13 protein-coding genes are annotated in these 14891 nt (G+C 50.3%); 4 read left to right on the forward strand and 9 right to left on the reverse strand.

Annotated elements, in window-relative coordinates; genetic code table 11:
• Positions 1–30: 30 nt before the first annotated feature.
• The 5 genes from C7A19_RS13365 to C7A19_RS13385 form a co-directional block, all read right to left on the reverse strand.
• Positions 31–1629, reverse strand: coding sequence for a methyl-accepting chemotaxis protein (locus C7A19_RS13365; RefSeq protein ID WP_116645105.1), 1599 nt, complete (start codon positions 1627–1629; stop codon positions 31–33).
• Positions 1630–1868: 239 nt separating this feature from the next.
• Entirely contained in the window at positions 1869–3107 is a 1239-nt protein-coding gene (locus C7A19_RS13370; RefSeq protein WP_077521738.1) for a glycine betaine/L-proline ABC transporter ATP-binding protein, read from the reverse strand.
• Complete coding sequence (locus C7A19_RS13375) at positions 3100–3996, reverse strand: proline/glycine betaine ABC transporter permease (RefSeq protein ID WP_069362854.1); 897 nt, start codon at positions 3994–3996, stop codon at positions 3100–3102. The genes C7A19_RS13370 and C7A19_RS13375 overlap by 8 nt, the downstream gene beginning before the upstream one ends.
• 67 nt (positions 3997–4063) lie before the next feature.
• Positions 4064–5059 (reverse strand): ABC transporter substrate-binding protein, encoded by a 996-nt coding sequence (locus C7A19_RS13380; RefSeq protein ID WP_069362855.1) that lies wholly within the window; start codon positions 5057–5059, stop codon positions 4064–4066.
• 166 nt (positions 5060–5225) lie between these two features.
• Positions 5226–5765: an isochorismatase family protein gene (locus C7A19_RS13385; RefSeq protein WP_077521740.1), complete on the reverse strand. Its 540-nt coding sequence runs from the start codon at positions 5763–5765 to the stop codon at positions 5226–5228.
• Between the two features lie 159 nt (positions 5766–5924).
• Here C7A19_RS13385 and C7A19_RS13390 point away from each other — a divergent pair, with 159 nt between their 5' ends.
• Complete coding sequence (locus tag C7A19_RS13390) at positions 5925–6794, forward strand: EamA family transporter (RefSeq protein ID WP_235614313.1); 870 nt, start codon at positions 5925–5927, stop codon at positions 6792–6794.
• Between the two features lie 23 nt (positions 6795–6817).
• On the opposite strand, the gene C7A19_RS13395 is transcribed toward C7A19_RS13390, so the two are convergent.
• Entirely contained in the window at positions 6818–7801 is a 984-nt protein-coding gene (locus C7A19_RS13395) for a lipid A deacylase LpxR family protein (RefSeq protein ID WP_077484919.1), read from the reverse strand.
• Positions 7802–7939: 138 nt separating this feature from the next.
• On the opposite strand from C7A19_RS13395, the gene C7A19_RS13400 reads away from it, so the two are divergent.
• From C7A19_RS13400 to viaA, 3 genes are all read left to right on the forward strand, one after another.
• A complete protein-coding gene (locus C7A19_RS13400; RefSeq protein ID WP_116645106.1) occupies positions 7940–8770 on the forward strand; it encodes a rhodanese-like domain-containing protein in 831 nt (276 codons plus the stop codon).
• A 250-nt stretch (positions 8771–9020) separates the two neighbouring features.
• A complete protein-coding gene (locus tag C7A19_RS13405) occupies positions 9021–10688 on the forward strand; it encodes an AAA family ATPase (RefSeq protein WP_235614314.1) in 1668 nt (555 codons plus the stop codon).
• Complete coding sequence (viaA, locus tag C7A19_RS13410; RefSeq protein WP_116645107.1) at positions 10675–12153, forward strand: ATPase RavA stimulator ViaA; 1479 nt, start codon at positions 10675–10677, stop codon at positions 12151–12153. Before C7A19_RS13405 ends, viaA begins: the two co-directional genes overlap by 14 nt.
• On the opposite strand, the gene C7A19_RS13415 is transcribed toward viaA, so the two are convergent.
• The 3 genes from C7A19_RS13415 to C7A19_RS13425 all read right to left on the reverse strand — a co-directional run bounded on the left by C7A19_RS13415 (position 12137) and on the right by C7A19_RS13425 (position 14878).
• Positions 12137–13039, reverse strand: coding sequence for an EamA family transporter (locus C7A19_RS13415; protein WP_116645108.1), 903 nt, complete (start codon positions 13037–13039; stop codon positions 12137–12139). The genes viaA and C7A19_RS13415 overlap by 17 nt on opposite strands.
• A 136-nt stretch (positions 13040–13175) precedes the next feature.
• Entirely contained in the window at positions 13176–13970 is a 795-nt protein-coding gene (locus tag C7A19_RS13420; protein WP_069362862.1) for an ABC transporter ATP-binding protein, read from the reverse strand.
• On the reverse strand, positions 13967–14878 hold the full coding sequence (locus C7A19_RS13425; RefSeq protein WP_116645109.1) for an ABC transporter permease: 912 nt from the start codon (positions 14876–14878) through the stop codon (positions 13967–13969). The genes C7A19_RS13420 and C7A19_RS13425 overlap by 4 nt, the downstream gene beginning before the upstream one ends.
• Positions 14879–14891 lie beyond the last annotated feature (13 nt).

Raw genomic sequence — 14891 nt, forward strand, 5'->3', positions numbered from 1 at the left:
ACACTGCGAAGCGGTTATCAAACCAGGCCGTTAGGTTTGAAATTGGTCAGTTAACTGTGTCAACGCGCTGGATTGATGGCTTAACTGGCCACTGACATCACTGGTGGTATCGATTGCATCGGTGAGTGACTGGCTACCTTGTTTGAGCGCGCGACGCTGCTGGGTGAGGTGAGCAATTTCTTTATGCTGAGATTCCAGAGCGGCTTCCACTTCCGCACTGAGCTGTTCAAGCCCCTGGAAGGTGGTGTGCATCTCGCCTAAATAGCTCTGCAGTCGGACACTGGCTTGCTGATTGTCAGCACTGGCTGACTGTGTTTCCGTTAGCAGGGTATTGGCGGTATCGACTTGGCCGAGTAAATCATTGATCCAACCTCGAATGTCGCCAGTTGATTGAGCTGTGCGTTGAGACAAACTTCTCACTTCATCAGCGACGACGGCAAAGCCTCTCCCATGCTCACCGGCGCGCGCGGCTTCAATCGCAGCATTGAGGGCGAGCAAGTTGGTTTGTTCTGCAATGCCCTCAATCACATCCATGACGCCGGCGATTTGGTTACTGGTTTGTTTCAGCGTTGCCATGGTACTCGAGACGTTTTCAACCACTTTGACGCTATGGGCAATTGAGGCTTCTGTCGCACTCATTTGTGTTTGAATTTCATCGTTGTCTTGAGAGACTTTGCCGATGTATTCACGGGTATCATGAATGGCGTTGGCAATTTCCGTGGTTGCGCTTTCCATAACGGTTAGCGATTGCGCGACATCGTTAACGTTTTGCCGTGTTTGCTGGTTAATCGTCGCCACTTGGGTACTTTGTTGGTCTAACGTATCCGACTGTTGATCAAGCGCTGATGTTCGCGATTGTATATCGGTAACAAAGTGACTGAACTTATCGAGCAAGTTATTTGATGCGCGAGCGACGGCACTGACTTCATCCTGATACTTATCGAATAAACGCACGGAGAGATCGGAGCGCTTATCGATATCCGTTAGGGACGTAGCAATATGATCCAGACGCACCACCACGGTTTTTCGCAGCCACGTCATCAGTCCCAAGGCCAGCAGTAGTGTGATCCCACAACCGATATAGACAATGTTCGATTGCTGATGCAAAAAAGTAATAAGCGCACTGGCAGAGTTTTTCGCATTATCTTGACGCTCGGTCAGCTTTTCGTTGATGGCTGCTAACATGGGGTCAACGGCAGGATAGAGATCAAAGTCCACAAGACGCCCTGCATCGTAAAAGCTTTTACTGTCGACCGTTTTAGCAAGCTTGGTGAGGTATTGGTCAAACTTCTTTTTACCTTCTTGCTGTTCGGCACGCCAATCCGACAAAGACGGATACTGTGATAGCGCTTGCCAGCTCTGTTGATAGCGCTGCTGAAGTTTTTCAAACTCAGGGGTGATCTCGTTCCAAAACAAGACTTGTGCTTTGATTTTTTGCGACAGATTGACGAGATCGCGGTGATCCCGCTCAAGAGCTAAAAGCGCCCATACTTCGGGAAGTTGATGATTTACATATTCGGCTGAGGCATCTGCGGAGCGGGCCGATATCCAAAGTGCGAGACTACCAAGTCCGATGGTCGAGGCGAGAAAGAGGGTGAAGGCGATCAATAACCGCTGTCTTACGCTCATGGTACTTCCTGTCAACTGCCTAATCTAATGATGCGCCGCAGATTAAGGAGCCACTGTTTCATTAGAATGACAGGTGTCTCAATAATGTGATTTGGGAGTGAGATCACCGTTCATTTATTTGAACGTGGAGCAGGTGCAGCCCCAGAAGAGGGCTAAAAAAGTACAAAGCAGACGTAACGACAAGAAAAAAGCGCCCGACTGGAGGGGCGCTTTCACAGCGAATGATGGTGTATTGGTTGCTAGCTGGCCTTTTTCGGTGAGTTTTGATCCTCAGATAACGCAGACCCTTTCTGAGTGCTTTCACTGAGAATGTTTGCGACCGTCTGTCTGGATAGATGGCCTATAAGCTCGCCTTGATTATCAAACACGGGGAGCGGCCATTTGGACTCCAATGTATCTGGGATGACGGTTTCTAATAACGAGTCTTGCTCAATGGCCGGTACGTCTTCAAGGAGGCTTGCCTCAATATCACCGCTTGGATCTTTATCACTGAGGTTTTTTTGGCTTAATGTGCCTTGATAGCCGTCTTCTGTGATGTAATAGCCATAATTGGCTTTTTGTTGACGCATCTGCTGAATCGCATCGCCAATCGTATTGGCACTGATGCGGCAGATTTGTGGCTGCATTACGGTTTCGACCGTTAATGCGCGAGCACGGTTAACGTCTTTTACGAAGGCTTCGACATAGTCATCGGCCGGTTGGAGCAAGATATCGACCGGCTCACCCACTTGCACGAGCTTACCATCACGTAAAATGGCAATACGGTCGCCCAGCCGCAAGGCTTCATCAAGATCATGAGTAATAAAAATAATGGTCTTGTGCAATTTTTCCTGCAGTTCTATCAGCTGGTCTTGCATCTCACTGCGAATGAGCGGATCAAGCGCGGAAAATGCTTCATCCATCAGCAAAATTTCTGCATCGGTGCAGAGGGCGCGCGCGAGGCCGACACGTTGCTGTTGCCCGCCAGATAATTGTGCCGGATATTGATCGGCGTAGCCGTCAAGACCCACAGTCGACAACCATTGATCCGCTTTTTGATCGCGTTGCGTTTTTCCTTCCCCTTGGATTCGCAAACCAAACCCAACATTTTCTCTTACTGTGCGGTGCGGGAGTAGGCCAAAACGTTGAAACACCATGGACATCTTATGGCGTCGAAACGCCTGCAACTCTTTTTGCGAGTGCTTCATGATATCGGTGCCTTCCACGCGGATTTCACCTTCGGTGGGATCTATCAAGCGATTGAAATGACGAATCAAGGTTGATTTGCCGGAGCCCGATAGGCCCATGATCACAAAGACCTCCCCGCGGCGAATAGATAGGTTGATATCACTGAGGCCAATGGTGTGCCCTGTTTCTTGCAATAAGGCGTCTTTACTTTTTCCTGCTTTGACCGCAGGCATGACCTTTTGCGGGTGGTCGCCAAACACTTTATATAGGCCCTGGATCTCAATTAAGGTGTCCTGCACTGGCTTAGTCATGATCGCCTCCTTTGAGATGCTGCTGGGAACGTTTGGCGTAGCTTTGAGACACACGATCGAAAATAATCGCAATCACCACAATCGCGAGACCGTTGAGAAGGCCCAAGGTAAAGTATTGATTGGTAATCGATTTAAGCACAGGTTGTCCAAGGCCTGAAACGCCAATCATCGAGGCAATGACCACCATCGCCAAGGCCATCATAATGGTTTGGTTAATGCCCGCCATGATGGTTGGCATTGCCAAGGGGAGCTGGATCTGGAATAAACGTTGAAAACCATTAGCGCCATAGGCGGTTGCTGCTTCTAGCACATCTTTGTCGACTAACCGAATACCCAGATTGGTCAAACGAATGACTGGCGGGATGGCATAGATAACCACCGCGATAACCCCGGGGATTTTGCCAATACCTAATAGCATTACCACTGGGATTAAGTACACAAACGCGGGCATAGTTTGCATAATATCCAGTAACGGCGTGACCATGGCCTGAGTACGATTGGACTTGGACATCGCAATGCCTATCGGCACACCCACGCCAATCGCGACCAGTGTACACACCAAAATGATACTCATGGTGCTCATGGTGTCCTCCCACATCCCTAAGTAGGCAATCAGGGTGAATGAAACAACCACAGCTGTTGGGAGCTTCCAAGAGCGACTGGCGAGGTACGCGATACCGGCCAGTACGGCAATTACCAGCCACCAAGGTGTGGCGAGGAGCAAGTCTTCGAACCAAACAAGAAAGTGGAGGAGGGGGTCAAAGAAGGCTTCAATACCTTCACCATATTCGCGAGAGAAGTTGCGATATGCGCCGTCGAGTGTTTGTCGAATAGCGAGCAGATCGCGCCTGCTCATTTCTGGCACTTCCGTTAGCCATGAATCAGCCATTGTTATTGTTCCTATACTGCTAAAGGAGAGTCAGCGCAGCGGCAGTACCACGCTGACTGTTGCAAGGTTACAGAGCGTCTTTTACTTTTTCAGCGACGTCACTGGGCACCCATTGTGTCCAAATGTCTTCATGGTTAATGAGGAAGTTGGTCATCGCATATTCCCCATCGGCCTGATTGTCCTCCATCCAGGCGAGTAAACCATTCATTTGGTCATTGGTGAAACCACGTTGTTTTAAATATGTCAGCGCCTCGGGGGCGCGAGTGGCAAAGCGTTCTGTTACTACGGTGTCAACGTCAGCCGCCGGATACATGGTCGCTTTCGGATCCATACAATCATTGGCGGTAATACAGTCTTTGTAGTGCTGTACGTCTGTGCCTGTTTCAAAGTCCACCTTGACCATATCATATTTACCCAATACCGCTGTCGGTGCCCAGTAATAACCGAACCATGCTTCTTCGCGTTCGTAAGCTTTGGCGATTGAGCCGGCAAGGCCTGCACCAGAGCCCGGATCGACAATTTCAAAGCCGCTGTCAGCCAGATCTAAAGCCTCAAATTGGTTTTCTGAAGTAATTTGGCAGCTCCAGCCCGCGGGGCAGCCATAAAAAGCAGACTTTGAGGCATCTTCTGGGTGGGGAAATAAATCAGCGTTCGCTTTGATCCCTGAAATAGTCTTCAGTTCAGGATGCTTTTCGACCATATAACGCGGGATCCAAAAGCCTTCTTCGCCGCCTTCAACAAATGCACTACCTGCGTAGCGAACTCGCCCTTCATCGATACCGCGTTGTAGGCCTTCGCGCATCGAGTTACTCCAAAACTCGGGCGCAATGTCGGGTTCACCTTTTTCAATCATCGAGGTGCCCGTTGGCATGGTATCACCAGGCACAAGCTCGGCATCGCAGCCGTAGCCATGCTCTAAAATAAACTGATCAATGTTGGCAATCAGGCTGGCAGAGTTCCAATTCATGTCAGCGATGGTGACTTTGCCACAGGCGTGATCATCTGCGCTGGCCGGTAATGCCGAGAGCGAGAGAATAGCGGCTGAGAGTAATCGTTTGTACATATGCTTCCTTTCCTTTTCAAACATGCGTTCCAAATAATATTAGACCACTAATTAAATTGTTAGGATAATAATGCGGCACAAGTCTCATTTTTCGTTTTCTTAAATCGATATTTGCGCCTAACGCCCTCCACTACGTGATACAAATCATTAGAGATCTACTGAGTGATCACTTGATGAGTGACAAAAACGCTTTAAAGTCTGGCCCCCCTGCGTGTTGTTGCCATTCAAACAACAAGGCTTCGACCACGGTGACCCAGGCGCCATGCTGTTGCATCATCGTGATGCCACTTTGGTAGTGAGCAGGCTGACAGGATGACGTCGCATCGGTGACAAGGTGCACATGATAGTGATGGCGAAGTAGATCACAGGCGGTTTGATACACACAAACATGTGTCTCAATGCCACATAAAATCACTTGTTTGCGGTTAAGTGAATTCAGTACCTGCTCAACTTGCGGCTCGGCAAAAGCGCTAAATGTATGCTTAGCTATCGGTGTGTTGTCTGGCATGAGGTCGGCGAGTACTGACGTTGTTGCGCCAAGCTTTTCAGGCAGTTGTTCTACCCAAACGACAGGTATATCGAAGTGTTGGCACCCACGTAATAGTTGAGCCACGTTTTGGTGTAACTCCTCGCTTCCCACTACTTTTTGCGCCAACTTGCCTTGCATATCAATCAACAAAACGACGGCATTTTCGGTGTTAATCATTCTAGTATCCCCCTGTTTTACCGATAAATAAGCATAGCAGCTCTACATGATTACGCTGGCGTTCTTCGCCCACAACCATTTATCTTTTTATAAAGATACTTGATGCTGATCAATTTGTCGGCTAATCTATCTTCATATAAAGATAAATGGAGACAGGTGATGCATTATTTTATTGCGATTCTCGCCCCCATTTTTTGGGGAAGTACTTATTCGGCAGTTGCATTGTACTTGGGGGATCTTTCCCCTTACTGGATGGCGGTCTGGCGGGCGCTGCCTGCCGGGATCTTAATGCTGTTGATCAGTCGCCGTGGTTTACCCTTGAGTTTGCCGAGAATGCTCGCAGTGAGCTTTTTCAATATTGCTGCTTTCTTTTTACTGTTATTTGTCGCGGCATATCGACTACCGGGCGCAGTAGCGGGCACGTTAGGGGCCACCTTACCGCTCGTTTTGATGCTCTTGCAGTGGTTAACGGAGGGAAAACGGCCAGAGCCTAAGCTGCTTAGCTTGGCATTACTTGGGCTTGTCGGGGTGGGATTGTTGCTTAACCCGTCCACAAACATAGACTGGGTAGGGGCGGGCGCCATGCTACTAGCAACCTTCTTTGTCGCACAGTCAACATTGTGGATGAAGCGATGGGAAGCCAAAGATATCTTTGGTTTGACCGCGTGGCAGTTGGTATTGGGTGGTGCGATGTTAATCCCCTTTGCCTGGAGCCTAGCGGGGCCACCACAAGCGCCAACTCTGCACGCGGTGCCAGGTTTAATATGGGTGATTGTGCTCAATACGGCTGTCGGTTATTGGGCCTATATCCGCTCTATTACCGTGCTAGGGCCTAATCGCCAATCGATTATCATGTTCCTTAATCCGCTCACGGCCGTGACCCTAGGGGTACTCTGGATTGACGAGACGCTACAACCGCTTCAGTGGTTGGGTATTGTGATGATTCTCGCGTCTCTATTGTGGATGAAATTCTCCGATAAGTTAACGCTATCGCGCAGTGCGAAAACGGCGGCGGCTCCCTCACGATAGTGGGAGAGGGAATCGCACTATTACTAATAGCGATAGTGCACGGTCCAGGACACGTAACTATAAGTGTTATCGATCGCTTGCTCATAATCCTTGGTATGCAGTACGACGCTGATATCCGTGCCCCAGCGGGGTTGATAAAACGCCACGCCCGCTGCGGCACTGGCTTGCCAGTGGGTCATGTCGATATCTGCATTTTCTGGCGGTTTATCGCCATTGATGGTGATGTCATTGGCACGATAGCGTCCTTGGATAGCGGTATACAAGAAGGCGCCTTTTTCACTGGCTTCAAACAAGCGGCTATCGAGGTGCCGGCCAGGCTCGAAGCTAATGCCACCGTAGGTGTTAGCAAGATCCAGTCCCACTCGGTAGCTAAGGCCTGCTGACAACTCACTACGGAAGTTGCCGATATCCGCTCGGCCTGTCACACCCCATTCTTGATGCTCGCTACGGTGTAAAAGCTGGTGGCGTTCATAGGCAAGCTGCGCCACTGGGGTATTTTCCACTTGATAGTCCCAGCCTTTTGGGTCGGGCGAGTCGATGAGGTCATGAACGTAAGACTGTCCTTCTTCGGTTTGTGAGGCGGGGCCAACCATACCAAGCATTAGTGACCACTTATCGACCCGTTCTGGCGTCTGCTGGTAGAGACCGGGTTCGATAAATATCAACCCTGCATAAGGACGTTCCCCGGGTTGAGGTTTTTTCAATTCGATATCATTGGGCGTCCACATCATTTGCCCAATATCCACACTCCAGCCTTGTCTTGCTGCTTCATTGAGCGGAAGTTGCTCGGCAAACCAACGAATCGGCTTAACCGATGTGGTGCGCAAATCATCAGACCAATCCGCATGCCAGTGGGCATAAACGCCGCTGGTGTATTGGTTGTCGACCCCCAATGGGCTGTCGTTTTCAATCGTTAATCCAAAGCCAGCCGCCAAGGCTGCACTTGGCGCAAGTAGCAAAGTGGGAAACAGTAAAATAGTGCCACTGATCACGCGAGACGGTGTCATTCACATCCTCATTGAGTTGCATCTTCAATGCGAGGCTCTCAGTATGAGTAAAAACGCAGGCTGACACCAGATGAGAAAGGTCAATATCTTGTGAAAGGGTGGTAAGCCGTCAATCAACGATGAAAAGGAACTGTCAACATGTCAGTGTTTGTAACTGCCGAGTGGCTGGCCCAACGCCTTGATACCGTGATCCCTGTCGATGCCAGTTGGTTTATGCCAGATGTATCGAGAGACGGCTTTCAAGAGTGGCAACAACGGCGGATTCCGGGCGCCGTGTATTTCGACTTCGACGGTCGTATTAAGGATTCTGCCTCGAGCTTGCCCCATATGCTGCCTGATGAGGACAGCTTTGCCCATCAGATGGGCGCACTAGGCATTGCGTCGCAAGATACCTTGGTGGTGTATGATACCCAAGGATTGTTTTCTGCCGCGCGGGCATGGTGGATGTGCAAGGTGATGGGTCATCAAGATGTGTTTATCCTGAATGGTGGGCTACCTGCATGGATGGTCTCAGAGGGGCTGATTGATAACACCCCGCCGCAGCCACGTGTCGAAGCGACCTATCAGACGCAGTTTAAACCCTACCGCTATATGGATGGTGCCACCTTGGCAGACAAACTCGCCGTGATGAATGTGATTGATGTGCGTCCTGAAACGCGCTTTTATGGCGACGTCCCTGAACCGAGAGAGGGTGTGCGTAGCGGCCATATGCCAGGCGCAACCAACCTCCCTTTTGCCAACTTGACTGACCCACGTGGCTTTGTGATCAGTGAGGGTGAAGCACGAACGATCTTGTTACCTCACTTAAGCGATACGCGGGTCAACGTGGCGAGCTGTGGCTCGGGGGTTACCGCGTGCATCTTGGCCGCTGTCGCTGAGCACTATTTCGCCTACCCTGTGGCGGTTTACGATGGCTCATGGACCGAGTGGGGCGGGCACTCACACTGGCCCGTTGTCAAAGCAGGTTAATCCGCAAGCAACGACAAGGAGGTGTGTCACAAGATTGACTTGAGAGTGATCTATGTCACTATCTGACAAGTGTGCTAATGATATATCGATACATTAATTAATATTATTTTACATAGTAGTGTGTTTTTTGTGCGGTTAGTCGGCCGGTTAATGGTAAATAGCGCTTGGCTTGCCATGATTAAACCAACAAGCGCTTCGAGGTTATCAAGCACAAACATACCCCATATAGCGATGAAAATCGGAGTATCACTTGTCTCAAAACCTTGCCACCGTCAGTCAACGAGCTTTGCTACCTGAACGTATAGCCAGCCTCATCAATGCGCTTTCTAGCGGCGTGTACGAACGCGAACATACTATCAAGATGTGTTTGTTGGCCGCGCTTGCCGGTGAAAGTATCTTCTTACTGGGTCCACCCGGGATTGCGAAAAGTTATATCGCTAAACGATTGATTGAGGCATTTGATAACAGCCAGTTTTTTGAATACTTGATGACTCGATTTTCCACGCCGGAAGAAGTATTTGGCCCGCTCTCGATTCAGGCGCTGAAAGATGAAGGTAAATATGTACGCTTGACCGATGGCTATTTGCCCAATGCCGACGTGGTCTTCTTGGACGAAATATGGAAAGCAGGGCCGGCGATCCTCAACACCTTGCTGACCGTGGTCAACGAACGCACCTTCAAAAATGGCGAGCATGTTTATCCTGTTCCTATGCGTTTATTGGTGACTGCGTCCAACGAATTACCCGAGCCGGACAGTGGGCTCGATGCCTTGTACGATCGCATGTTGCTACGAGTGTTCGTCAATCGGATCCAAGAGAAGAAAAACTTCAAACTGATGCTTACCGAGCCCAGCCAGGATGAAGCAACGGTGGCCGATAAGTTGAAAATTAGCCATCAAGAATATCAGCATTGGCAGACCATTATTCCCACACTGGATCTGCCCGATGCGATATTCGAAAAACTCTACACCCTAAAACAACGGGTAGAAAATGCCGGCAGTGAGCAATCACAGTTCGATCCAAGTGAGCTTTATGTGTCGGATCGCCGGTGGAAAAAAGCAGTGCGTTTGCTAAAAGCGGCCGCTTTTTTCAATGGTCGTGACGAAGTCGCTCCACTGGACTTATTGTTACTGGAAGACTGTCTATGGCATAGCCCAGAATCGCGCGATGTGGTGCAAACCGTGATGCAGGCATTTGCCAAAGAGGTGCTGTTCGATCAACAAGAAGTACTCGCTTTGATCGATGACGTCAAAGTGGCGTTAGAAGAGATTGAGCAAGATACGGCTGAGGCGCTGACCTATAGACAAGAGACGGCCACCGCTGGACTCACGCGCAAAGCAATGATTGACGTGAGTCAGTCGCCTCGCTTCACGGTCAACCAAAGTCGAGACTTGGTGCGTTTAGTCCTACTTCGGGCCAACCCATCGGTGTCAGAGCAAGAAAAAGGTGACAGTCGCTGGGTATATCTCGATGCGTCCGACATTGAGAAAAAGTTAAAAACAGGCAGCACAGACTTATATGGCTATGTGAATAAAAACAATCACCTGTGCCGGCTCACGTTAGAGTGGGATGCGCAGCACGCCTTGGTCATTAAAGATATCGCTAATCGGCCGGTGCCGATGGCCTTGGTGGGGGTTAACGATCCCAGCGAATCGCAGCTAGCAGATTGGAAGCAACAAACCGATCAGGCGCTTGAGCAATTGCAACACGCACAGTTTTTAATTCGTCGCGCGCGCAGTCAACTCAATGCTGGGTTACCGCATTTATTTGCGCAACCGGATCTGCTGGAAATCGCATCAGCGAGTTTGGTGGATGTTGAACATGAGGTTAAAACGCAGATCGATAACCTAGAGCGCCAAGTTAATCGTTTAGCGCGCTTAGGTGAGTTCTTCTCAGGGGCGAGCCATGCTGAGTGCTGAGAGCCTGAACATGGGGTTGATGCTCGCCGAGTCTGGGTTACTGGATGCGGCGATGACAGAGTTGATGTCTCACCCCCAGTTGCTGGTGTTGACGGAACGAAGCCCTGCGATTAAGCGAGCCGTAAAAAAACAGCTTCACCGCTGGCGAGGGCAAACAAAACGCAAGCTGGTGCAGCAAGGGTTGTCAGCCTCCCTGAAGCAAGAAATTCAATACTACGAGCAGGCCACCGAAAAAACCGCGCGCGCGTTTGAAAAAGAGATTGATACCTTACTGAGTCAGTTAAAATCGGTCTCTTCGTTCTATCCGCAGGCGGAAAAGCTCGCCGCCCATCAAGCTCAGCACGCCGACCCGATGTTTCAGTCGTACTTTTGCAACAAATGGCATGCGCATTTAAAAGCGGAAATACAAAAAAATCAGTCCGACAGTGTTGAGGCGCAAAAACAAAAGCTACTTGAAGACTTGTATCGGCGCATAGCCACCTATCAGCAAATGGATGGTGTCGATCAGTCGGGCGATATCAGCAAAGTGGGGCGGCTGTGGGATATGGCGGCAAGCTCTCTTTCGCAGCAAGACGTCACCTTGCTTAAACGGTTTATTACGTTTCTAGAGAAAAATCCGGAGCTTCAAGCTATTGCGGAACAACTCGGGCGCATGGCCAATCAGGTGAATCTTTCTGGGCCCAGCCAACAGCCCACTGAAACCCTGAAAACCAAACCAGAGCGTCAGGTGGATGTGCCGGACGATATCACGGGGATTTGCCAAAGTGATCGGGTTGATCGCTTGTTGCCCAATGAAGCAGTGTTGCTCGCGGATCCAGCGCTTGAAGTGGTGTTTTACAAGCAACTGGTCGACAAACAGCTCCTCAATTATCAGTTTTCCGGTAAGGCTTATCGTCGTAAAAAAGTCGAGACACAGGCGCCGAGTCAATCTAAGCCGGAACAAAAGAAAGGGCCGTTTATCATTGCCGTGGATGCCTCAGGCTCAATGAGTGGTTTTCCAGAGCAGTGTGCTAAAGCCCTCGCGTACGTGCTGATGCGAATTGCCGCCACCGAGCACCGAGACTGCTACGTGATGCTGTTTTCCACTGACCATATTAGCTACGAGTTAACCGGTGAGCGTGGTTTGCAAGAAGCGATGAGCTTTCTCTCCTACCGTTTTCATGGCGGCACAGATATGACGCCAGTCATTGATAAAGCGCTCAATCTGATGGAAAGCGATCGCTATCAAAACGCCGATCTAGTGGTGGTGTCAGATTTTATCGCGCCTAAGCAATCGGATGCGATGAGCAACAAGGTTGAGACACTGAAAGCCAACCACAATCGCTTTCATGCCGTCAGCCTGTCCAAATATGGCAATCCCAGCCTAATGGCTATGTTTGATTATTGCTGGCGGTATCAGCCGTCGTTGGGTGGCAGGTTGCTTAATCAGTGGTGGCCGAGTAAATCACTTACAGCGCAGAAGTAGGTCTGGCACGGGTTTTTAGTCCCAACCAGCGGCCAATGCGCCGACCCAATACTGACAGGCTCAAGCCAGTAACAATCAAGGCCGCCCCAATCCACTCAATCAGCGATAAGGATTCTCCCAACCCGATCGATGCGGCCGCCATACCGACAATCGGGATTAATAGCGCAAACGGGGTGACCGAGGCCGAGGTGTGCTGGTTGAGTAACCATCCCCAGATAGCGAACGCTACCAGTGTAGACAAGTAACCCACATAAGCAATTGATATCCATCCGGATAACGGTGTCGCTTGTAATAGCGCAAGAGGTTGATGACTCTCAAACCAGTACGAAAGGGCAAACAGTGGCAGCGGTGGGATTAAGCTGACCCAAACCATAAAGTGCATCAGGTTGACGCCTGGCATTTGTTTCATCGCCATGTTGGCGATGGCCCAGAAAAAGCCAGCGGCAACAATCATCGCCACCCCTGTGAGTGTTGCGCTCCCCGTTGACGTGACGAAGAAGAGCCCAAAGCCGATAAAGGCAACAGCAAGTCCGATGCGTTGCGGCAAGGTAATATGTTCTTTAAGGAGCAGGGCGCTTAACGCAATGGTAAAAATCACTTGTGATTGTAATAGCAACGAGGCGATACCCGCTGAGGCATCGTCCTGCATGGCAATAAACAACAAACTAAATTTAATCACGCCCAGACTCAGTCCCACCGCGAATAGTTGCCAAAGTTTTACCTTAGGACGCGGAATAAAAAATACCGCCGGCAAGGCGACGATAAAAAATCGTAATCCTGAAAACAAAATGGGTGGGAGGGTTTCCAGCCCAACTTTAATGACGGAAAAGTTGACGCCCCAGATCAGCACCACCAATAAAGCGAGCAGAACGCTTTTAATGTTCATAGCCAGTCCCTTACTAAGATACCGCTACCCTAGCATGGAAGACTGGCTATCACGAAAAATCTGGCAACCAGAATAGAAAATTGGGCGCTTATTCGGGAATAAGCGCCGTCTGTTGTCCTTGAAGTGAAAGACTGTGTCAGCCGAGCAGCAAGCTGTCGTCGGCAAGGGTTTCGCCACGCACTTTGTTGAACATTTCCAGGAGATGTGGGACATCCATATTCTTGCGTTCATCCCCGTGTACGTCGAGGACGATATTGCCTTGGTGTAACATCACGGTGCGATCGCCACAGGCCAAGGCATCTTTCATTGAGTGAGTGACCATCATCGCCGTGAGGTTAAACTCATTGACGATGGTTTTGGTCAAATCAATCACGAACGCCGCCATACGTGGATCCAGGGCGGCAGTATGTTCATCAAGCAATAAGAGCTTACTGTCTGATAGAGTGGCCATCACCAAACTGACCGCCTGGCGTTGGCCTCCTGAAAGCAGGCCGATGCTGTCACCGAGCCTATCTTCTAGCCCTAACCCCAAAATCGCAATGCGCTCTTGGAATAATTGACGCCGTTTACTGCCCAGCGCACGTGTCCAGCCACGCCCTTTTCCGCGCCGAAAGGCCAGGGCTAAGTTTTCTTCAATGGTTAATGAGGCACAGGTGCCTGCAAGTGGATCTTGAAACACCCGAGCGGCGAGGGTGGCTCGTTGGTGAACGGCTTTTTTCGTCACATCGATGTCGTCAATCATAACCTGACCACCAATCATCGGGGTTTCCCCCGTCACTGCCCCGAGCAAAGTTGATTTCCCCGCGCCATTGGAGCCAATAATGGTGACGAACTCTTTTTCAGGAATCGTGAGATTAACGCCTCGTAACGCGCGGTTCTCCAGCACGGTCCCAGGATTAAAGGTGACTTGAATGTTGTTAAGCGTGATCATCCTGACACCTCCGCCTGCTTGGCACGTTTCGACTTTTGATATTGCTGGCGCATTTTGGGTGCAATCAATGCGACGGCAACCAGTATCGCGGTCACCAAGTTGAGATCAGAGGCTTGTAAGCCAAACATACCACTCGATAAGGCGAATGCGACGGCGAGACGATAGAGGATAGAGCCTAAAATAACCGCGATAACGGCCACCCAGACTTTACGCCCAGGGATCAGCGTTTGTCCCAATATCACCGCGGCGAGCCCCACCACAATGGTGCCGACGCCAGAGGTGACATCAGCAAAGCTATTGGTTTGTGCAAATAACGCCCCGGCAAAGCCGACAAAGGCGTTGGATAACGCCAGGCCAAAGTAGGTATACATCGCGGTACTTCCACCTTGCGCCTTTACCATGCGTGCATTGACGCCAGTGGCGCGTAGCCCAAGGCCGAAATCACTGGCTAATAAGCGGATCACGAGGAGGCCACTAATAATCACCAAGACACCCACCACTAAGGGGCGAAGATACGCTGGAGCAATCCCCAGTGATTCAAATGGTGTGAGGATGGTTTCTTCCCCGAGTAAGGCGATATTGGGGCGCCCCATGATGCGGATGTTGATAGAGAAAGCGGCAATCATGGTCAAAATACTCGAGAGCAAATTGAGGATGCCGCATTTTACGGTCAAAAAGGCGGTGACGAGCCCTGTCAATCCACCGGCCAAAATGGCCACGGCCGTTGCTAACCATGGGTTATAGCCGGCAACGATCATGGTTGCTGCCACGGCAGCGCCCATTGGGAAGCTGCCGTCAACGGTCAGATCGGGAAAATCCAAAACACGGAATGTCAGATAGACCCCGAGAGCGACCAAGCCATAGATCAGCCCAACCTCTAAGGTGCCGAAGAACGCAATTGCAGTCATTTACTACTCCAAG

It is taken from the genome of Salinivibrio sp. HTSP, assembly GCF_003390965.1.
In the GTDB taxonomy this organism is placed as follows: Bacteria; Pseudomonadota; Gammaproteobacteria; order Enterobacterales; family Vibrionaceae; genus Salinivibrio; species Salinivibrio kushneri.

Bases quoted from the DNA above. Each gene is read 5' to 3' on its own strand.
- C7A19_RS13400 (WP_116645106.1), top strand. From the start codon at position 7,940: ATGTCAGTGTTTGTAACTGCCGAGTGGCTGGCCCAACGCCTTGATACC.
- C7A19_RS13395 (WP_077484919.1), bottom strand. From the start codon at position 7,801: ATGACACCGTCTCGCGTGATCAGTGGCACTATTTTACTGTTTCCCACT.
- C7A19_RS13370 (WP_077521738.1), bottom strand. From the start codon at position 3,107: ATGACTAAGCCAGTGCAGGACACCTTAATTGAGATCCAGGGCCTATAT.
- C7A19_RS13420 (WP_069362862.1), bottom strand. From the start codon at position 13,970: ATGATCACGCTTAACAACATTCAAGTCACCTTTAATCCTGGGACCGTG.
- C7A19_RS13375 (WP_069362854.1), bottom strand. From the start codon at position 3,996: ATGGCTGATTCATGGCTAACGGAAGTGCCAGAAATGAGCAGGCGCGAT.
- C7A19_RS13385 (WP_077521740.1), bottom strand. From the start codon at position 5,765: ATGATTAACACCGAAAATGCCGTCGTTTTGTTGATTGATATGCAAGGC.
- C7A19_RS13425 (WP_116645109.1), bottom strand. From the start codon at position 14,878: ATGACTGCAATTGCGTTCTTCGGCACCTTAGAGGTTGGGCTGATCTAT.
- C7A19_RS13380 (WP_069362855.1), bottom strand. From the start codon at position 5,059: ATGTACAAACGATTACTCTCAGCCGCTATTCTCTCGCTCTCGGCATTA.
- C7A19_RS13390 (WP_235614313.1), top strand. From the start codon at position 5,925: ATGCATTATTTTATTGCGATTCTCGCCCCCATTTTTTGGGGAAGTACT.
- viaA (WP_116645107.1), top strand. From the start codon at position 10,675: ATGCTGAGTGCTGAGAGCCTGAACATGGGGTTGATGCTCGCCGAGTCT.
- C7A19_RS13415 (WP_116645108.1), bottom strand. From the start codon at position 13,039: ATGAACATTAAAAGCGTTCTGCTCGCTTTATTGGTGGTGCTGATCTGG.
- C7A19_RS13365 (WP_116645105.1), bottom strand. From the start codon at position 1,629: ATGAGCGTAAGACAGCGGTTATTGATCGCCTTCACCCTCTTTCTCGCC.